Source organism: Vibrio sp. HM8-C, from assembly GCF_058630515.1.
The window spans coordinates 1-18,970 of the sequence record NZ_JBMMKS010000002.1 but is presented as its reverse complement, the minus strand read 5'-3'; the positions used below and the strand labels follow the sequence as shown (position 1 = coordinate 18,970).

Annotated in this window: 17 protein-coding genes; 9 read left to right on the top strand and 8 right to left on the bottom strand. The window is 43.0% G+C overall.

Annotation, left to right across the window (positions count from 1 at the left end; genetic code table 11):
- Nucleotides 1–46 precede the first annotated feature (46 nt).
- Complete coding sequence (rluE, locus tag ACOSVQ_RS03080; protein WP_491981131.1) at nucleotides 47–751, bottom strand: 23S rRNA pseudouridine(2457) synthase RluE; 705 nt, start codon at nucleotides 749–751, stop codon at nucleotides 47–49.
- Nucleotides 752–1,066: 315 nt separating this feature from the next.
- Between rluE and ACOSVQ_RS03075 the strand changes: the two genes are divergently transcribed.
- A complete protein-coding gene (locus tag ACOSVQ_RS03075; RefSeq protein WP_491981130.1) occupies nucleotides 1,067–3,295 on the top strand; it encodes an NADP-dependent isocitrate dehydrogenase in 2,229 nt (742 codons plus the stop codon).
- Between the two features lie 131 nt (nucleotides 3,296–3,426).
- Here ACOSVQ_RS03075 and cspD read toward each other — a convergent pair whose 3' ends face one another.
- Nucleotides 3,427–3,648: a cold shock domain-containing protein CspD gene (cspD, locus tag ACOSVQ_RS03070; protein ID WP_042481960.1), complete on the bottom strand. Its 222-nt coding sequence runs from the start codon at nucleotides 3,646–3,648 to the stop codon at nucleotides 3,427–3,429.
- A 516-nt stretch (nucleotides 3,649–4,164) separates the two neighbouring features.
- Here cspD and clpS point away from each other — a divergent pair.
- Both clpS and clpA read left to right on the top strand, forming a co-directional pair.
- Nucleotides 4,165–4,485 carry an ATP-dependent Clp protease adapter ClpS gene (gene clpS / locus ACOSVQ_RS03065; RefSeq protein WP_165311692.1) on the top strand — a complete coding sequence of 107 codons (321 nt, stop codon included), beginning with the start codon at nucleotides 4,165–4,167 and terminating at the stop codon, nucleotides 4,483–4,485.
- Nucleotides 4,486–4,520: 35 nt separating this feature from the next.
- On the top strand, nucleotides 4,521–6,791 hold the full coding sequence (gene clpA, locus ACOSVQ_RS03060) for an ATP-dependent Clp protease ATP-binding subunit ClpA (RefSeq protein WP_491981129.1): 2,271 nt from the start codon (nucleotides 4,521–4,523) through the stop codon (nucleotides 6,789–6,791).
- A gap of 142 nt (nucleotides 6,792–6,933) precedes the next feature.
- Here clpA and infA read toward each other — a convergent pair whose 3' ends face one another.
- From infA to aat, 3 genes are all read right to left on the bottom strand, one after another.
- On the bottom strand, nucleotides 6,934–7,152 hold the full coding sequence (infA, locus tag ACOSVQ_RS03055) for a translation initiation factor IF-1 (RefSeq protein WP_001040192.1): 219 nt from the start codon (nucleotides 7,150–7,152) through the stop codon (nucleotides 6,934–6,936).
- Between the two features lie 80 nt (nucleotides 7,153–7,232).
- Nucleotides 7,233–7,934 (bottom strand): arginyltransferase, encoded by a 702-nt coding sequence (locus ACOSVQ_RS03050; RefSeq protein WP_165311690.1) that lies wholly within the window; start codon nucleotides 7,932–7,934, stop codon nucleotides 7,233–7,235.
- A 3-nt stretch (nucleotides 7,935–7,937) separates the two neighbouring features.
- A complete protein-coding gene (aat, locus tag ACOSVQ_RS03045; protein WP_491981128.1) occupies nucleotides 7,938–8,669 on the bottom strand; it encodes a leucyl/phenylalanyl-tRNA--protein transferase in 732 nt (243 codons plus the stop codon).
- A gap of 29 nt (nucleotides 8,670–8,698) precedes the next feature.
- Here aat and ACOSVQ_RS03040 point away from each other — a divergent pair, with 29 nt between their 5' ends.
- On the top strand, nucleotides 8,699–9,154 hold the full coding sequence (locus ACOSVQ_RS03040) for an outer membrane lipoprotein (protein WP_491981127.1): 456 nt from the start codon (nucleotides 8,699–8,701) through the stop codon (nucleotides 9,152–9,154).
- A 135-nt stretch (nucleotides 9,155–9,289) separates the two neighbouring features.
- The gene (gene aroA, locus ACOSVQ_RS03035; protein ID WP_491981126.1) at nucleotides 9,290–10,570 is read left to right on the top strand and encodes a 3-phosphoshikimate 1-carboxyvinyltransferase; all 1,281 of its coding nucleotides are present in this window, start codon (nucleotides 9,290–9,292) and stop codon (nucleotides 10,568–10,570) included.
- 35 nt (nucleotides 10,571–10,605) lie between these two features.
- Here the strand turns inward: aroA and ACOSVQ_RS03030 are convergent, their stop codons facing one another.
- Nucleotides 10,606–10,854, bottom strand: coding sequence for a DUF2498 family protein (locus tag ACOSVQ_RS03030; protein WP_491981125.1), 249 nt, complete (start codon nucleotides 10,852–10,854; stop codon nucleotides 10,606–10,608).
- A gap of 417 nt (nucleotides 10,855–11,271) precedes the next feature.
- Between ACOSVQ_RS03030 and topA the strand changes: the two genes are divergently transcribed.
- The 4 genes from topA (at nucleotide 11,272) to ACOSVQ_RS03010 (ending at nucleotide 17,861) form a co-directional block, all read left to right on the top strand.
- Complete coding sequence (gene topA, locus ACOSVQ_RS03025) at nucleotides 11,272–13,902, top strand: type I DNA topoisomerase (RefSeq protein WP_491981124.1); 2,631 nt, start codon at nucleotides 11,272–11,274, stop codon at nucleotides 13,900–13,902.
- A gap of 330 nt (nucleotides 13,903–14,232) precedes the next feature.
- On the top strand, nucleotides 14,233–15,450 hold the full coding sequence (gene glgC / locus ACOSVQ_RS03020) for a glucose-1-phosphate adenylyltransferase (protein WP_491981123.1): 1,218 nt from the start codon (nucleotides 14,233–14,235) through the stop codon (nucleotides 15,448–15,450).
- Nucleotides 15,440–16,906, top strand: coding sequence for a glycogen synthase GlgA (glgA, locus tag ACOSVQ_RS03015; protein WP_491981122.1), 1,467 nt, complete (start codon nucleotides 15,440–15,442; stop codon nucleotides 16,904–16,906). The genes glgC and glgA overlap by 11 nt, the downstream gene beginning before the upstream one ends.
- A gap of 148 nt (nucleotides 16,907–17,054) precedes the next feature.
- Nucleotides 17,055–17,861: an alpha/beta fold hydrolase gene (locus tag ACOSVQ_RS03010; RefSeq protein WP_491981121.1), complete on the top strand. Its 807-nt coding sequence runs from the start codon at nucleotides 17,055–17,057 to the stop codon at nucleotides 17,859–17,861.
- A 7-nt stretch (nucleotides 17,862–17,868) separates the two neighbouring features.
- On the opposite strand, the gene ACOSVQ_RS03005 is transcribed toward ACOSVQ_RS03010, so the two are convergent.
- Both ACOSVQ_RS03005 and ACOSVQ_RS03000 read right to left on the bottom strand, forming a co-directional pair.
- A complete protein-coding gene (locus ACOSVQ_RS03005; protein WP_491981120.1) occupies nucleotides 17,869–18,180 on the bottom strand; it encodes a DUF7577 domain-containing protein in 312 nt (103 codons plus the stop codon).
- A 1-nt stretch (nucleotide 18,181) separates the two neighbouring features.
- A complete protein-coding gene (locus ACOSVQ_RS03000; RefSeq protein WP_491981119.1) occupies nucleotides 18,182–18,865 on the bottom strand; it encodes a TVP38/TMEM64 family protein in 684 nt (227 codons plus the stop codon).
- Nucleotides 18,866–18,970 lie beyond the last annotated feature (105 nt).

Genomic DNA, 18,970 nt, shown 5'->3' with positions numbered 1-18,970 from the left:
TGTTGATTTTGATTGAACAGACTGTCAGAGAGACTTTTTCAAGCCGTTATAAACGAATCTCTTTCCACTCACCGGGTTGAAGATCATCAAGTTCAATATTACCCATGGAATAACGAATCAAACGAAGGGTAGGGAAGCCGATGTGCGCGGTCATGCGCCTTACCTGACGATTTCTACCTTCAATAATCGTAATGGCTAACCAAGTCGTTGGAATAGCTGCACGAAAACGTACTGGGGGATTTCGTTCCCAAAGTTGCGGCTCATCCATTACCATCACTTTTGCAGGAAGAGTTGGTCCATCTTTCAGAGTGACGCCATGTCTAAGCTTTTCTAAATCTGACTCAGAAGGCGCCCCTTCAACTTGCACCCAATAAGTTTTTGCTGATTTGGATTCCGGTTGAGTGAGCTTTGCCTGTAAGATTCCATCGTTGGTTAACACCATCAAACCTTCACTGTCTCGATCCAGTCTGCCCGCGGCATACACGTCCTTTACAGGGATGAAATCCGCCAACGTTTTACGACCTTCACCATCGGTAAACTGGCTTAATGTGTCATAAGGTTTATTAAAAACAATGACTTTACGATCTTCTGGGCTCACTTTAGGTTTTTGGTCGGTAGCTTTACGTGTTCGCTGTTGATTTGCAGGGCGACCAGACGCTGTGCGATTACTTTGTTTAAAACGCGGCTTCTTTGAGTGAGAGCTTGTCGGGTGAGAAGCGTTAGCAGGGCTTCTACGCGAGCTGGATGACATGTTAACTACCTTGCAAAAATGTAAATGAAGTGTATTTGAAAGTTTTCTGAAACTCGGTTTTGCGCTATCATTTGCGCGCCCAGAAATAGGATAAACGACAAGATGATAGACTATTATCCTAATTTTGTTTAATTATAACGATCTTCACTCAAGGACTGCATCGAAGACTCATTATGGTTGTTCGCACATAGAAGTTATTCGAACACAAAAAGGAAAGAGTGAGACTATCGTGCCCAAGTTTGGGATGTTTCCCGCTTGAGCCGTACATTCACACAACACATGCCCGTGTGTTGTTAGAACAAATAGGGAAAGTTCATGCCAACAAATAAACCTACAATTATTTATACAATCACTGACGAAGCCCCAGCACTTGCTACATATTCATTGCTGCCAATTATCCAATCATTTACAGCATCGTCGGGCATTGAGATCGAAACTCGCGATATTTCTTTAGCAGGACGTATTCTTGCTAACTTCCCAGAGCATTTGAAAGAAGATCAGCGTATTGGTGATGCTCTAACGGAACTCGGTGAACTTGCTCAAACTCCTGAAGCGAACATCATCAAACTGCCAAACATTTCGGCATCTGTTCCTCAGCTAAAAGCAGCTATCAAAGAACTTCAAGATAAAGGTTTTGCACTTCCGAATTACCCAGAAGAGCCTGCGACTTACGAAGAAGAAGCAATTAAAGCAACTTACGACAAAATCAAAGGTAGTGCGGTAAACCCAGTACTACGTGAAGGTAACTCTGACCGTCGTGCGCCAGCATCAGTGAAAAACTATGCGAAGAAGAACCCACACTCAATGGGTGCTTGGTCTGCAGATTCTAAATCTCACGTTGCTAGCATGAGTGATAAAGATTTCTTCGGTAGCGAGAAATCAGTCACTGTTGACGGAGCAACGCAGGTTTCTATTCAGTTCGTAGGTAAAGACGGTTCAACTAAAGAACTGAAAAAACCTTTTGCACTGAAAGACAAAGAAATAATCGATGCAAGCGTACTGAACAAGAAAGCGCTAGTTGAGTTTTTCGAAAAAGAAATTGCTGACGCAAAACAACAAGACGTGCTGCTTTCTCTTCATATGAAAGCGACCATGATGAAAGTATCAGACCCTGTTATTTTTGGTCATGCAGTTAAGGTTTACTACAAAGAAGTATTCGACAAATACGGTGAAGTATTTGAGAAACTAGGTGTTGATGTAAATAACGGTCTAGGTGATGTTTACGCAAAAATCCAAGCATTGCCAGAAGCTCAACGCGATGAAATTGAAGCTGCACTACAAGCGGTTTATGCAAACCAACCGCCACTAGCGATGGTTGATTCTGACCGCGGTATCACGAACCTACACGTACCAAGTGACATTATCGTTGATGCATCTATGCCTGCAATGATTCGTTCATCTGGTCAAATGTGGGGTCCCGATGGCAAGCAGAAAGATACCAAAGCGATGATCCCAGATCGTTGTTACGCAGGTGTATACCAAGCAGTTATCGAGTTCTGTAAAGAACATGGCGCATTTGACCCTACAACAATGGGTAGCGTACCTAACGTAGGTCTAATGGCGCAAAAAGCGGAAGAATACGGCTCACACGATAAAACATTCATTTTAGACGCCGATGGTGCGGTACGTGTTGTTGATGCAGCAGGTAAAGTGCTTCTAGAGCAAGAAGTTGAAGCTGGTGACATCTTCCGCATGTGTCAGGTTAAAGATGCTCCAATCCAAGACTGGGTTAAGCTTGCGGTAAACCGTGCACGTGCAACCAAAACCCCAGCGGTATTCTGGTTAGATGAAGCTCGTGCTCATGACGCGGAACTGATTAAGAAAGTGAATCAGTATCTACCTGATCACGATACTTCTGGTCTAGAGATCAAGATCCTTTCTCCAGTAGACGCAACGCTATACTCTCTAGCTCGTATTAAAGAAGGTAAAGACACTATTTCTGTTACAGGTAACGTACTACGCGACTACCTAACAGACTTGTTCCCAATTCTTGAGCTAGGTACTTCAGCTAAGATGCTTTCAATCGTTCCACTAATGAATGGTGGTGGTCTGTTTGAAACGGGCGCTGGTGGCTCAGCTCCTAAGCACGTTCAACAAGTTCAAAAAGAGAACCACTTACGTTGGGACTCTCTTGGTGAATTCTTAGCGCTTGCTGCTTCTTTGGAGCATCTAAGTGTGGTGACTGGCAATACGAAAGCGCAAGTGCTGGCTGACTCTCTGGACAAAGCCACGGGTAAATTCCTAGACCTGAACAAATCACCTTCTCGTAAAGTGGGTGAACTGGATAACCGTGGTAGCCATTACTACTTGGCGGCGTACTGGGCTGAAGCTCTAGCAGCACAAACTCAAGATGCAGATCTAGCAGCTGAGTTTACTCCTGTTGCTGAGAAGCTACTGTCTAACGAAGAGAAGATTGTGGCTGAACTAAACGGTGCACAAGGTGTAGCGGGTGATTTAGGTGGTTACTATGCACTTAATGATGCATTGGTTTCTAGCTTAATGCGCCCAAGTGCAACACTAAATAGTATTGTAGATCGCGTGTAATATTCAAAGCGATTCAAATGAAAATACAAAACCCGCCGATTGGCGGGTTTTTCATATCTATTAATTAATAAATCTTTATCTTTTAAGCAACCATCAGGTCAATTATCGGTAATGATTTATTCGGCAGCGAACTATTTAGATTGTTGCCCTTCAATAGGTACGACACTACTAGCGTGGTAACCTTTAGGTCCTTGTTCAACTTCATACGCTACTTGCTGTCCCGCTTTAAGTGTGCGGTAGCCATCCATTTGGATAGTAGAATAATGAGCAAAAATGTCTCCATCTTCGCCTTCTGGACAGATGAATCCGAATCCTTTGGCGTTATTGAACCATTTTACTGTACCTGTAGCCATGCTATACGTCCCTCATGCATTTTGTTACTGATGTTGTTACGGAGAAATTCACTCTAATATCCATTATCAGAAAATCTGATGGTGATCACTCCTATTAGTGAATATCGATTCAGCCGCTGCCAAATTTTTAGTCACTATTTGACCAATGTAGTCAATGATTGAGCACAGTCAATAGGATAATGGTATAAAAATGCATACTTTTATAAGCAAATCACTTTTAAGATAACCCTATTCCATTTGATATCAATCGTGCGACAAGTATTTGTGCCACTTATGATTGGCTCGATTTTAGACTTTAGTACGAATAGTGTTACAGAAAGGTGACGAGTTTTTGAACGTTTAGAATAAACTCGATTGTGAATAGCAATGTTTTATTTGCAGCGATACAATTGCTGCATTAGTCTCTAAGTAAGGATTGTTTTTCACCTTCACTGACAGCACCTTAGGTTATCAGTAAGTGATGACTTTTTAAGAGAAGAGACATTTTTAAGAGAAACACTCCTAAATACGGCCATCATGAGTAAAAACTTCGAATGGGTAACTCCAGACTCAGATCTACTGGAGCTAGAGAAAACAGCAACAAAACCACCGTCGATGTATAACGTTATACTGAATAATGACGACTACACGCCGATGGATTTTGTGATAGAAATCCTTGAACGCTTCTTCTCTATGGACATAGAAAAAGCGACACAAGTGATGCTCAGAGTTCATTATGAAGGGAAAGCAATTTGTGGCACGTTTACTGCAGAAGTTGCAGAGACGAAAGTTGCTCAGGTGACAATGTACGCACGGGAAAACGAGCATCCACTGCTTTGTACGATGGAAAAAGCGTAACATTCGCAGACGTGGTTGTTCTTTAAGGAGGCCTTATGCTTAACAAAGAACTAGAGTCTAGTCTAAACGGCGCGTTCGCTCGAGCGCGAGACAAAAGACATGAATTCATGACCGTCGAGCACCTCCTACTTGCATTGTTAGAAAACGATGCAGCGAAGGAAGCATTATTGGCCTGTCAGGCAGACATTGACGTTTTGCGTCGAGAGCTTGACGTATTTATTGATCAAACAACCCCTCTCATCCCAGATAACGACGAAACCCGAGAAACTCAGCCAACGCTCAGTTTCCAACGCGTGCTGCAACGTGCAGTGTTCCATGTTCAATCTTCCGGTCGTAGTGAAGTCACTGGTGCAAACGTGCTGGTAGCCATTTTCAGCGAGCAGGAATCTCACGCAGCATATCTATTGAAAAAGAACGACATTAGTCGTTTGGATATCGTTAACTACATTTCCCACGGAATCACGAAAGCATCGAGTAGTTCAGGCGAAGATTCGTCTTCTGATTCATTCGGTACCGAAAGTTCAGAAGATTCACCAGCAGATGAAAGATTAGAGAGTTTTGCAACTAACTTGAACCAGTTAGCGGGGCAAGGTCAGATTGATCCTTTGATTGGGCGTGACAAAGAACTCGAACGTACGATTCAAGTGCTGTGCCGTCGCCGCAAGAACAACCCATTGTTAGTAGGTGAAGCTGGTGTTGGTAAAACTGCAATTGCAGAAGGCTTAGCTTGGAGAATCGTTGAAGGTCAGGTTCCTGAAGTGATTCAGAACAGCGTTATCTACTCATTGGATATCGGCTCGCTATTAGCGGGAACCAAATATCGTGGTGATTTCGAGAAGCGTTTTAAAACCATTCTCAAACAGCTAGAAAAAGAGAAAGATGCAATTCTCTTTATCGATGAAATTCATACCATTATCGGTGCAGGTGCTGCGTCTGGTGGTCAAGTGGATGCTGCGAACTTGATTAAGCCTCTACTAAGTAGCGGTAAATTACGTTGTATCGGTTCAACCACTTATCAGGAATACAGCAATATTTTTGAAAAGGAACGAGCACTGTCTCGTCGATTCCAAAAAATTGACGTTGTAGAACCTTCGTTGGACGATACCACCAAAATTTTGATGGGTTTGAAACCAAAATACGAAGCTCACCATGATGTTCGTTATACCAACAAAGCACTTCGTGCAGCGGTAGAATTGTCTGCTAAGTACATAAATGAACGTCACTTACCTGACAAAGCGATTGATGTCATCGATGAAGCAGGTGCTCGTGTTCGTTTGATGCCAGCAAGCAAACGTAAGAAAACCGTCGGTGTGGCTGAGATCGAATCCATGGTTGCAAAAATGGCTCGTATCCCAGAGAAATCCGTTTCTTCATCTGATAAAGACATTCTGAAAAATCTTGATCAGAAAATGAAGATGTTGGTATTCGGACAAAACGATGCCATTGATGTATTGACTGAATCCATCAAGCTTACTCGTGCGGGATTGGGTGCAGACAACCGACCTGTCGGTTCATTCTTATTTGCTGGGCCAACAGGGGTTGGTAAAACAGAGGTTACGGTTCAGCTTTCTAAACTATTAGGCATTGAGCTACTACGTTTTGATATGTCTGAATATGGTGAACGTCACTCGGTGAGCCGCTTGATTGGTGCACCTCCAGGTTACGTTGGTTATGACCAAGGCGGTTTGCTAACGGATGCGGTTATTAAGAATCCACATGCTGTTGTGCTTCTTGATGAAATCGAAAAAGCGCACCCTGATATCTTCAACTTGCTACTGCAGGTAATGGATAACGGTACACTTACTGATAACAATGGTCGTAAAGCTGATTTTCGTAACATCATCCTCGTGATGACAACCAATGCGGGGGTTGCAGAAACAGTTAAGAAATCCATTGGCTTGATTCAACAGGATCACAGCCACGACGCCATGGCAGCGATTAAGAAAGTGTTTACTCCTGAGTTCCGTAACCGTTTAGACCACACTATTTGGTTTAACAGTTTGGATGAAAGTGTGATTCACCAAGTAGTTGATAAATTTATTGTTGAACTGCAAGTTCAGTTGGATGCTCGCGGTGTATCGCTGGAAGTTTCAGAAGATGCTCGTCACTGGTTAGCTGTGAAAGGCTATGACCGTGAAATGGGGGCACGTCCTATGGGACGAGTGATTCAAGAACAGTTGAAGAAACCATTGGCTAATGAGTTATTGTTTGGCGCATTGGTTGACGGCGGTACAGTGAAAGTCGCTCTGAAAGATGACCATCTAACGTTTGAATACTTGGGCGCTAAAGAGGAAGTTCTACACTAGAACCGAGTAATTATTTTTAGATACAGAAAAGCGCATTTTAAATGCGCTTTTTTATTACTGTTTTACAGCTAATTGAATCTAAGAACAGCAACAAAAAACGGAGCATTTAGCTCCGCTTTTTGTTGTATTCGAAAATCAGAGATTAACGAGCACGGAAGACGATGCGGCCTTTCGATAGGTCGTATGGAGTCATCTCAACAGTAACTTTGTCACCCGTTAGAATACGAATGTAGTTTTTACGCATTTTACCTGAGATGTGAGCCGTTACTACGTGACCGTTTTCAAGCTCAACACGGAACATTGTGTTTGGAAGAGTATCAAGGACAGTGCCTTGCATCTCAATTACGTCTTCTTTAGCCATTTAATCCTCTTTAGAAATGTGGCGCAAATCAACGGCATATCTCACCGTTGAATGTTAAATAAGTAAAGTTGGGGCGTATTCTACCCTTGCCAACGCTGATTTACTAGCCTTTGATGGCGTTGGAAGCGTACTTTATAGTTCATTGCAGGGCATTCATCGATTTGATAGCCCAAATAAAGCCATTGTTTATGATTACTTTTGCAGTATTCCAATTGAATCAGAATCGCAAGAGTACCGATAGACAACGGAGAAGTTGGGTCAAAAAAAGTATAAAACGCACTCGCACTATTAGGGAGAATATCCGTGACAGCGACGGCTATGAGGCGTTTATCTTCATAGACATGAAGAAATTGGGTATTCAGCCACTGAGAATTAGCGAATTTATCAAACTCATCCTTTTGTGGTGGATACATGGTTCCATCGCTATGGCGTGCCTTTATGTATTTGGCATAGAGCGAAAACCAGTTTTCATCTAGCTTCGGTTTGAGTTCCCATGTCAAATGCTGTTTGATTTTGTTGATCAACCGTTTCTGGCTTTTGGTTGGCGTGAAGCCAGGAACTGACACTCGTAATGCGTGGCAGGCGCTACACGTGTCACAATGAGGTTTATATATTGTGTCGCCACTTCGGCGAAAACCATTGGCAAGAAGAATTTCGTAATTTTCATCGGACTGCATGCTGCTATCCAGCGCTACAGCCACACGTTCCATACGATCTTTAAGATAACTGCATGGATGGTTGTTGGTTAGGCCAATTCTAATTTGGTGTATATCAGAACTCACGCTTCACTCCTCAACAGACTCAGGATTATCTGTAATGCTGAGCCACTGGCGTTTGAAACACTCTTGTTTTACTGTTTTATCTCTAAAAGATAGCAATGAATTGATGAATTCGTCACGTGGCAATTCAAATGCGCCTAACGAAGCGAGATGTGGGTTCATTACTTGGCAATCAATGAGCTGTCCTTTGTTCTTTGCAAAGTGTTCGCAGAAGTACCATAAAGCGATTTTGGAAGCGTTTGTTTGAATGCTGAACATCGATTCGCCGCAAAAAATTTGCCCCATCTGGATGCCGTATAATCCGCCTACAAGCGCATCATTTTGCCATACTTCAACGGAGTGGCATTTACCCTGTTGCGCTAGCATTCCATATGCCGCTCTCATTTCAGGGTGAATCCACGTTTGATCAGCAGAGCGAGTTGCAGCACAGAGATCAATGACTTGTTGAGTGGCGTGGTTGATGCTGACGGAATATTGTTGCTTGCGTTGAAATTTTTTCACACTTTTAGCGGGTTTGAATGTCTTAGGATTAAACACGGCTCGCGGTGAAGGGCTCCACCAGAGGATGGGTTCTCCGGGACCATACCAAGGAAAAATCCCATTTTTATATGCGTTATAAATTCGGTTTGGGTTGAGATCTCCTCCAAAAGCGAGCAAACCATTTGGATCTTCTAATGCTTCGTAAGGAGAAGGGAAACTGAAATCATTAGGAGCCAGCTCAGGGAGATAGATCGTCATTGAAACCCCATCGTTATTTAGGAGAAAAAATGAAAAAGTGGTTATGGATCATATTGATTTTTCCCTTGTTTGCCAATGCTGCTTATCAACGTAATCAAGCACGGGCTGTGAACGAGGTGGTATTTGGAACCGTAGAGAGTGTTCGCTACATCAGTCAGCAAGATATCTTTCAATCAAAAGCCAACGGCTGGGAAACACTACTTGGTGCTGTTGTGGGTGGAGTCATCGGTAATCAATTTGGAGATGGACATGGACGAGAAGTAGCAACTGCGGTTGGTGCAATAGCCGGAGGAAGCATTGCCCATCATAGTGCTAATCGTTCATACAGTATTGAGTATCGCTTGGTCGAATTACTCATAGAAACCAAAGAGGGAAAATGGATAGACGTTATCCAAGATGTTGACCCTAAAATGCTGTTTTCCAAAGATGATAAAGTCCGAATCCTATACTTCGATGATGGTGTTCGGGTGGACAAAGAAATGTGATGGCTAAAAATTCACTGAGACGGCAGATTTAGGCTAGTTTTCATGGTTGAATTTCGTTAGTCTGCCAATACGAAGAATTTTACATCGCTCCAAATAAATAGAGATATGAGAGCGGTGCAAGGAAACACAGCATTAATGGAAAGCCTTACGTTACAACCGATTCAAAAAATCAGTGGAGAAGTGAATCTCCCAGGTTCGAAAAGTGTATCAAACCGCGCATTGTTATTGGCTGCATTAGCTCAAGGTACAACGCGTCTCACTAATTTGCTCGACAGTGACGATATTCGTCATATGTTGAACGCTCTCACTAAACTCGGCGTTCAATATCGTCTATCAGACGATAAAACAGTGTGTGAAGTGGAAGGTCTTGGTAAGCCGTTTACTGTAGATCAAGCACAAGAACTGTTTTTGGGTAACGCGGGAACCGCAATGCGCCCGTTAGCAGCTGCACTGTGTTTAGGCGCTGGTGACTATGTATTGACTGGCGAGCCTCGCATGAAGGAGCGTCCAATAGGTCATCTAGTGGATGCTCTGCGTCAAGCTGGTGCAAGTATTGAATATTTGGAGAATGAAAACTTTCCGCCATTACGAATTAAAGGCACAGGTTTAGATTCGGGTACTGTTGAAATTGATGGTTCAATTTCAAGTCAGTTTTTAACAGCATTTCTGATGTCAGCACCGCTTGCGAAAGGCGACATTACCATCAAGATTATTGGTGAATTGGTTTCAAAACCGTATATCGATATCACATTGCACATTATGGAGCAGTTTGGTGTTAAGGTGGAAAACCGTGATTATCAAGAGTTCCTGATTCCAGCAGGCCAAACTTACGTATCACCGGGTAACTTTTTAGTGGAAGGCGACGCATCTTCGGCGTCTTACTTCCTTGCTGCTGCCGCGATTAAAGGTGGTGAAATTAAAGTTACTGGGATTGGCAAGAAGAGTATTCAGGGCGATATTCAGTTTGCTGATGCTCTGGAAAAAATGGGTGCAGAAATTGAGTGGGGTGATGATTACGTTATCTCTCGTCGCGGTGAACTCAATGCAGTTGACCTCGACTTCAACCATATCCCTGATGCTGCGATGACGATTGCTACCACCGCTTTGTTTGCAAAAGGTACCACAGCGATTCGCAACGTATATAACTGGCGTGTCAAAGAGACAGATCGTCTGTCAGCTATGGCTACAGAACTACGTAAAGTGGGGGCAGAAGTGGAAGAGGGTGAGGATTACATCATTATCACTCCTCCAGCTAAGCTAACCCACGCCGCGATTGACACTTATGACGATCATCGTATGGCGATGTGCTTCTCACTAGTTGCACTGAGTGATACACCTGTGACAATTAATGACCCGAAATGTACTTCGAAAACTTTCCCTGATTACTTCGAGAAGTTTGCAAGTCTGAGTCATTAAACTCATTGAAATAAAAGCCTCCTTAGAGGCTTTTATTATTTTTCAACGCTGAACTCTTTAGAAAGCTGATGAGCTAGGTATTTGAACATATTAAATACCACTGTCGTTTTTTCTGTTGGTAAACCTTTCTCATCGAGAAAGTAGTTACCTTTGAAGACTAGTACATCATCTTTTTCTACAACGCTGTCTGCCCGTAATCCTTCGAAATACTGTTCATGGTCTTGGATTAACTGGTTCGCGATAAGCAAAAGCTCAAACTCACTGACGGTTTTTTTGTCATTCATTAGTGTGTTACCTCATAAAACGAAATCTAAAGCTGAGTTGCTGCTGGGCATTAAATGGCGAACAACTGCCAGTTGTCAACTCAGCAAGTTGCTGCTCACTTGTCTGGAAGTCTAATGTGACAAGCGCTCAATTCCATGATCAAAAACAGAAATGGTTGGATTTGTGAAATTGCACTTTTTGTGATTTGCTCCATATTTAATTCGTTTACAGTCGCACCTAGCAACAAGCCATTCTAGTATGTGCGGGTTTTTGAACGTAGAAGCACAATTCGTCGATTTGTCGAGCAAATAAAAAGGATTTTAAAAAAACAAGTTGATCTTCTTGTTGTTCGGCTCGATAGTAAAAAAAGAAGCAACCATGTAGAACGCCGTTTGAAAGAGCGTTTTCATAGTGATTAAGGGCATTTGAGTCAAATTATGGGTAAATCACTCGTTATAGTGGAATCACCAGCCAAGGCGAAAACAATTAATAAATACCTTGGTAAAGACTTCATTGTTAAGTCTAGTGTCGGTCATGTCCGCGATCTACCAACTGCAGGTCAAAGTACTGCAACAACTGCTGCCAAAAAAGCTGCCGCGGTATCAAAAAATATCAGCGTAGAAGAAAAAGCTCGCCTTAAAAAGGAGAAAGAGCGTAGCGCCCTAATCAAAAAAATGGGTATCGACCCTTACCATGATTGGGAAGCAAATTACCAAATTCTGCCAGGTAAAGAGAAAGTCGTAGCTGAGCTACAAAAACTTGCGAAAGATGCAGACCACGTCTATCTCGCAACCGATTTGGACCGCGAGGGAGAGGCTATCGCTTGGCACCTTCGTGAGATCATCGGTGGCGATGAAGAGCGATACAAACGTGTAGTGTTTAACGAAATTACTAAGAACGCGATCCAACAAGCCTTCCAAAAACCGGGAGACCTGAACATGGATGGCGTAAATGCGCAGCAAGCACGCCGCTTTATGGACCGTGTAGTGGGCTTTATGGTCTCACCTTTGTTGTGGAAGAAAGTGGCTCGTGGTTTGTCTGCTGGTCGCGTACAGTCAGTAGCTGTAAAGCTGCTTGTTGAGCGTGAGCGTGCGATTAAGGCATTCGTTCCAGAGGAGTTCTGGGATATTCACGCGGACACCACAACGCCGACCAAAGAAGAGTTCCGTCTTGAAGTAGCGCAGAAAGACGGTGTCGCGTTCAGACCAACAAACGAAGCCGACGCAATGGCGTCTGTGGCGACGTTACAAAAAGCGGTTTATGAAGTCTGTAAACGTGAAGATCGTCCTACAAGCAGTAAGGCGAGCGCACCATTCATTACATCGACTCTGCAACAAGCGGCAAGTACTCGCTTAGGTTATGGTGTTAAGAAGACCATGATGTTGGCTCAGCGTCTCTATGAAGCGGGTTACATCACTTATATGCGTACTGACTCAACCAACTTGAGTACAGAAGCTGTGGATGCAGTTCGTGCTTATATTGATTCAGAATTTGGTGCGCAATATCTTCCGGCTCAAGCAAAAGTATACGGTAGCAAAGAAGGTGCTCAAGAAGCGCACGAAGCCATTCGTCCTTCAAGTGTGGATGTAAAAGCTGAAGACCTAGAAGGTATGGAAGCGGACGCTCATAAACTGTATGCACTGATTTGGAACCAGTTTGTTGCTTGTCAAATGACGGATGCTCAATACGATTCAACGACAGTGAGTGTAAAAGCTGCTGAGTACACGCTTAAAGCGAAAGGTCGTATTCTAAAATTTGACGGTTGGACTCGTGTTCAACGTCCTATGGGCAAAAACGAAGATCAGATTCTTCCTGCTGTAAAAGTCGGCGATAAACTTGCACTTGAAAAACTAGACCCAAGACAGCAATTTACTAAGCCGCCAGCTCGTTATACCGAAGCTGCACTGGTTAAAGAACTTGAGAAACGTGGCATTGGACGTCCATCGACTTACGCTTCAATCATCTCAACCATTCAAGACCGTGGTTATGTAAAGGTTGAACAGCGTCGTTTCTACGCAGAAAAAATGGGCGAGATAGTTACTGACCGTCTAGATGAGAGTTTTGACGACCTGATGAACTATGATTTCACCGCACGCATGGAAGAGAAACTCGACCAAATCGCGGTAGGTGAAACCAGCTGGAAAGAAGTGCTTGATAGCTTCTTTAACGATTTCAGCACAGATTTAGAAAAAGCAGAGCAAGAAGAAGACCATGGCGGTATGAAACCAAATCATATCGTGGAAACCAGCATTCTTTGCCCAACTTGTTCGCGCCCAATGGGTATCCGTACAGCGTCTACAGGTGTATTCCTTGGTTGTTCTGGTTATGCACTAGCACCAAAAGAACGTTGTAAGACAACGATTAACTTAGGCAGCGAAGAAGGCATAATCAATGTTCTTGAAGAGGACGTGGAAACGGCAGCTCTTCGTGCGAAGAAACGTTGTCCGATTTGTGAAACAGCAATGGATGCTTACCTGATTGACGATAAACGTAAACTTCATGTTTGTGGTAACAACCCGAACTGTGATGGTTATATCGTCGAAGAAGGCGAGTTCAAAGTTAAAGGCTATGATGGCCCTGTGGTTGAGTGTGATAAGTGTGGCTCAGACATGGTGCTTAAGAACGGTCGCTTTGGTAAGTACATGGGTTGTACAAACGACGAGTGTAAAAACACTCGTAAGATTCTTCGTAATGGTGAAGTTGCTCCACCAAAAGAAGAACCAGTGCATTTCCCTGAATTACCATGTGAAAACTCGGATGCTTACTTCGTTCTTCGAGACGGTGCTTCTGGTCTGTTCTTTGCGGCAAGTAACTTCCCTAAATCTCGCGAAACTCGCGCACCACTAGTTGAAGAACTGGCTAAGTATAAAGAACGTCTTCCAGAGAAATTCCACTATTTAGCAACAGCGCCAGCGAAAGATCCGGATGGCCGTCCTGCGGTGGTTCGTTTTAGCCGTAAGAGCAAAGAGCACTACGTTCGAACTGAAAATGATGGTAAGCCATCTGGTTGGACTGCGCTTTATATCGATGGCAAATGGGACATAACAGATAAGCGTAAAAATGCTTAGTTGATGTCTTTGGAACAAAACCAAAAAGGGTAGCGAAAGCTACCCTTTTTCTTTACGGGACAGATAGGTCGTGGAAAGGTTATTGTCTAGTTTGTGTAATAAAAACCTTGTGACATGTGCGTGTAATCATATTTTAGAATATTACTCTTAACTAATGTATGAGAGTGTCATCTTTTAATCACCATCTCCTGATATAAATGAATCATCGATATGTAACCTGTTGCTGTATGTGGTCAGACCATGCATCGCAAACGTGCTTGTCGACAACGCTGCCTTGTCCCCCCCAAATAATCAAGGTAGACGTCAATATTATAAAATGGAGAGTTATATATGTTTGGTGTATTAGGAATGATTTTGGCTGGCGGCGAAGGAGCTCGCCTGATGCCATTAACTGAAACGCGTTCGAAACCTTCAGTGCCTTTCGGTGGCAGCTACCGGCTGATCGATTTTGCCCTAAATAATTTTGTTAATGCAGACTTAATGAGAATCTATGTTTTAACTCAGTTTAAGTCTCAGTCGCTTTATCTGCATATGAAAAAAGGTTGGAATGTCACCGGCATTACTAACCGCTTTATAGACATAATTCCGGCACAAATGCGTGATGGTAAACGTTGGTATGAAGGCACGGCAGATGCTATTTACCAAAACATTGTGTTTGTTGAGCAATCGGGCGCTGAAGATGTCTGTATTTTTGGTTCTGACCACGTGTACAAAATGGACATTCGTCAAATGTTGGATTTCCATCGTCAAAAGGAAGCTAAATTGACTGTGGCTGCATTGCGAATGCCACGAAGTGAAGCTTCCAAATTTGGTGTTATTGAAGTCGATAGCGACGGCAAAATGATTGGCTTTGAAGAGAAGCCTGCCAATCCTAAATCCATACCGGGCGAACCTGAGTGGTGTTTGGTTTCAATGGGCAATTACATCTTCAAATCGTGTGTGCTTTGCGCTGAACTGCGTGATGACGCTGCCAATACTGCGTCAAGTCATGACTTCGGTAAGGACATCATTCCTAAGATGTTTCCAAATGGAGGAGTGTATGTATACGACTTCTCTCAAAACAAAATCAAAGGTGAAATACAAACAACTTATTGGCGAGATGTCGGTACGATCGATTCCTATTGGGCAGCACATATGGATTTGCTAGATAAAAATCCACCTTTCTCGTTGTATAACCGTAGTTGGCCGTTGCATACTTATTATCCTCCTCTACCACCCGCGACATTTGTTGATTCTGGTGAGCGTAGAGTTAAAATCACTGACAGTTTGATTTCCGGCGGTAGTTATATACAAGGATCAACCATTTACAAATCAGTTTTAGGATTCAGAAGTAATATTGCGGCTGGCTCTTTGATTAGTGAATCTGTTATCTTGGGTGATGTGAAAATAGGAGCGGGGTGCTCAATCAAGCGCACGATCATCGACAAACACGTTGAAATCGCTCCCGGCACTATCATTGGTGAAAATTTAGAATTGGACCGACAACGATTCCACGTGTCTGACGACGGAATCGTTGTCATTGCAAAAGGAACGAAAGTTGGATTCTAGAAAGGAACAACTCAATGTGTGGTTCACCGTTTCAGAAGCTCAAGGATTAGTAAAAAGTGGAGGCTTGGCTGATGTAGCCAAGGCTCTGCCTAAAGCTCTGCTGGAACTCGGCCACCAAGTCGCTATAGTTTTGCCTGGTTACCGTAGCGTGCCAGAAAAAGACTCTTCGCCAGTGATTCTCGAAACTGAGCTTACTCATTGGCCACATATTCGCTATCAAGTTCGTCAAAGAGAACTTGAGGGTGTGCCAGTCTACCTTATTGATTGCGATACGTATTTTGACCGCCCTGAACTCTATGCTGAACACAACCAAGCTTATCCGGATAACGGAGAACGCTTTGGTTTTTTCTCAGCAGCCTGTTTAGATGTATTGCCCAAGTTAGGAATTAGACCAGATATTATCCATGCCAATGACTGGCATACGGGATTGGTTCCTTTTCTTCTTAAAACTCGTTTTAGAAACGACCCTTACTTCACTGGTGTGAAAAGTGTAATCACGATTCACAATGCGATGTTTAAAGGCATATTTTCTCATCATCAGCTAGAAGTCATTCCAGAACTTAATTTATCGGGAATGGAGTTTCTTGAGTATGGTCACGACCATATCAGTATGCTTAGAGCAGGTATTGCATTTGCAGATAAAGTCAATGCGGTAAGCCCGAATTACGCGTCAGAGCTTCTTACTCCTCTTGGCTCTCATGGTTTGGTTGATGACTTTGTGCGTCGTGCCCGTGATTTACATGGCATCGTTAACGGCTGTGATTATAGCGAGTGGAACCCAAGAACAGATATCTACTTGCCTGAAGTCTACTCTGATGAAGCGAAATCATTGAAGAAGGGTAAGTCTGCGAGCAAGAAAGTATTGCAAGAAGAGTTACAGCTTCCGCAACGCGATGTTCCGTTATTCGGTATGGTGTGTCGACTTACTCATCAAAAAGGGTTTCATTACATCCTTCCAATTTTGGAGAAGTTTCTACGTAACGATGTTCAGCTCGTGATTGTGGGAACAGGGGAACCGGAAGTTGCTGCTCAGTTACATAAGATCGCGAGCTCACATTCAACGCAATTTGCATTTGTTGAAGCATACAGCAACCGCTTTGCTCACCTTGTAGAAGCGGGATCAGATTTCTTCTTAATGCCGTCGGAGTTTGAAGCTTGTGGTTTAAACCAAATCTACAGTATGGCTTATGGAACGTTGCCGATTGTGCGTGAAGTCGGTGGACTTAAAGATACTGTCTTGGACTATGACAAATATCCAAATGAGGCGACCGGTTTTGGCTTTCAAGAGCCGTCTCCAGAGGCTTTGCTGATCACTATGCAACGAGCATTACTGTTTTATCTGCAGCATCCAGATTTGTTGTTAGAAGTTCAGCAGCGCGCGATGAGATGTGACTTCAGTTGGAAAGAATCTGCACTGGAATACGTGAAAATGTATAACTACGCAATTTTTGACTAGATATGTCGATTAATAAAAACAGAGCCTTAGCGCTCTGTTTTTGATCCAGTCGAGGTAGAGTGGCATTTTTTAACAACTCTAATCTCCTTGGAAGGTCGGTTTGTGATACCCTTCGCGCATCAGTTTCATACAACATTAAGTGGTATCGATGCCCCAAAGCATGCTTTTTCATAAAACTTACCATCACCCAACCAGTCAGGAGTGGGTGGTATTTGTTCATGGTGCAGGAGGCAGTTCATCCATTTGGTTCAAGCAAATTAAAGCGTATAAGCAGCATTTTAATTTGTTGTTTGTCGATTTACGTGGGCATGGTAAATCCCCACAGCTCATCAAAGATTTAATCAGCAATAAATATACATTTAAGTCAGTAACATTAGATGTATTGAAAGTGCTCGATCACTTAAAGATTCAATCAGCCCATTTTGTTGGGATGTCCCTTGGAACCATCATTGTGCGTAATCTTGCTGAACTTGCTACCGAACGAGTGAGTTCTATGGTTTTAGGCGGCGCTGTAACTCGGCTAAATGTGCGTTCGCAAATTTTGGTTAAGCTCGGACATATGAGTAAAAACTTTGTACCGTACATGTGGCTTTATCGCCTGTTTGCCTACATCGTTATGCCTCAAAGAAGCCAAAAGCAATCACGTAACTTGTTTGTGAGAGAAGCTAAGAAGCTCTGTCAGAAAGAGTTCAAACGTTGGTTTACGTTGACTGCCGAAATCAATCCTATGATGCGTTACTTTCGTGACAAAGAATTGCCGATACCCACCCTGTATTTGATGGGGGAGCGTGATTACATGTTCATCCAACCGGTGAAAGATATGGTGGCACTACATGAGAAAAGCGAGTTATGGGAAATCCCCAACTGCGGTCATGTCTGCAATATCGAACAGCCAGAGGTGTTTAACCGAGTTTCCATTGAGTTTATCAACAAGCAATTAATGATTAACGCTTAAAACCTTTCTATTCACTCTCTGAGCCACAATTCCAACACAGTCCGAATTGTGGCCCATTATACTCTCCACAATGCTTACAGAGCCAATCAGGCTGATTTTGATGTGTTGGTTTCAAAAAGTCATTTACGATGCTTTTTGACAGCTCAATGCAGTTCAGATCCAGTAGCCAAACATAAGGTGAAGAGGCCTCATCAAAAGGAATTTCTCCGTGAACACTAAAAAGCGTGTCCCCACGCACTTCACAGCGTATGTCTTGCTGGCGTAATAAATCGCAAACAATATGTGCTTCGGCAGGGTGCTGAGCTATGAATATCTTCATATTACTCGTTAGTTACCGTCGTTTTCTGGAATTTAGATAGTCCCCATTTGGCTAGAAATGGAAACACACCCAACAATGCAAATGAGAGCAATACGGTAGGTGAAACGATCCCTGCCAGTGTGTTTATTTCTGCTAGTTGAGTGCCAGCATTCAGATAAACTGCCGTTCCAGGGAGCATACCTAACTGACTCACGAGATAATAACGAGCGGTTGAAATCGGCATTAGTCCCATTAGAAGATTTATGAGGAAAAACGGGAATACCGGAATGAGTCTCAGTGTAAAAAGATAAAAGGCACCGTCTTTTTTAACTCCTGCATTTATCGCTGTGAGTTTGTCACTGAATTTCTGTTGCACCCAACTACGAAGCAAATAGCGGCTACTAAGAAAGGCAAGAGTAGCGCCTAACGTGCTCGCAAATGACACCAAGAGCAAGCTAAACCAGAATCCGAACAGAGCTGCACCGAGAAGAGTAACGACAGCAGCGCCGGGAATAGAAAATGCAGTAATAGCGACATAAGCAAAAAAGTAAATTAACGCCGATAAAACTAAGTTTTCGTCGATAAACTGAGATAGTGACGCTTGTTGAGCTTTTGCATATTCGAGTGTCAAATATTGACTAAACTCTATTCCAAGTACTACGACCAAGGCTACTAACATCAAACCCAGTAAAAGTTTACGACTCATCTTTCGCTCCAACATTGACGGACAAATTTTGATTTAATCCTTCTTCATATATGAAGAATAAGACACGCAAAGTCGATTTTAAATTTCACTTTGGTTTTCACTGGT

What these genes read in the sequence shown, in the direction of transcription:
- ACOSVQ_RS03075 (WP_491981130.1), top strand. Translation starts at nt 1,067, where the DNA reads ATGCCAACAAATAAACCTACAATTATTTATACAATCACTGACGAAGCC.
- topA (WP_491981124.1), top strand. Translation starts at nt 11,272, where the DNA reads ATGGGTAAATCACTCGTTATAGTGGAATCACCAGCCAAGGCGAAAACA.
- ACOSVQ_RS03000 (WP_491981119.1), bottom strand. Translation starts at nt 18,865, where the DNA reads ATGAGTCGTAAACTTTTACTGGGTTTGATGTTAGTAGCCTTGGTCGTA.
- clpA (WP_491981129.1), top strand. Translation starts at nt 4,521, where the DNA reads ATGCTTAACAAAGAACTAGAGTCTAGTCTAAACGGCGCGTTCGCTCGA.
- infA (WP_001040192.1), bottom strand. Translation starts at nt 7,152, where the DNA reads ATGGCTAAAGAAGACGTAATTGAGATGCAAGGCACTGTCCTTGATACT.
- cspD (WP_042481960.1), bottom strand. Translation starts at nt 3,648, where the DNA reads ATGGCTACAGGTACAGTAAAATGGTTCAATAACGCCAAAGGATTCGGA.
- ACOSVQ_RS03010 (WP_491981121.1), top strand. Translation starts at nt 17,055, where the DNA reads ATGCCCCAAAGCATGCTTTTTCATAAAACTTACCATCACCCAACCAGT.
- rluE (WP_491981131.1), bottom strand. Translation starts at nt 751, where the DNA reads ATGTCATCCAGCTCGCGTAGAAGCCCTGCTAACGCTTCTCACCCGACA.
- glgC (WP_491981123.1), top strand. Translation starts at nt 14,233, where the DNA reads ATGTTTGGTGTATTAGGAATGATTTTGGCTGGCGGCGAAGGAGCTCGC.
- ACOSVQ_RS03040 (WP_491981127.1), top strand. Translation starts at nt 8,699, where the DNA reads ATGAAAAAGTGGTTATGGATCATATTGATTTTTCCCTTGTTTGCCAAT.
- ACOSVQ_RS03030 (WP_491981125.1), bottom strand. Translation starts at nt 10,854, where the DNA reads ATGAATGACAAAAAAACCGTCAGTGAGTTTGAGCTTTTGCTTATCGCG.
- aat (WP_491981128.1), bottom strand. Translation starts at nt 8,669, where the DNA reads ATGACGATCTATCTCCCTGAGCTGGCTCCTAATGATTTCAGTTTCCCT.
- aroA (WP_491981126.1), top strand. Translation starts at nt 9,290, where the DNA reads ATGGAAAGCCTTACGTTACAACCGATTCAAAAAATCAGTGGAGAAGTG.
- ACOSVQ_RS03005 (WP_491981120.1), bottom strand. Translation starts at nt 18,180, where the DNA reads ATGAAGATATTCATAGCTCAGCACCCTGCCGAAGCACATATTGTTTGC.
- clpS (WP_165311692.1), top strand. Translation starts at nt 4,165, where the DNA reads ATGAGTAAAAACTTCGAATGGGTAACTCCAGACTCAGATCTACTGGAG.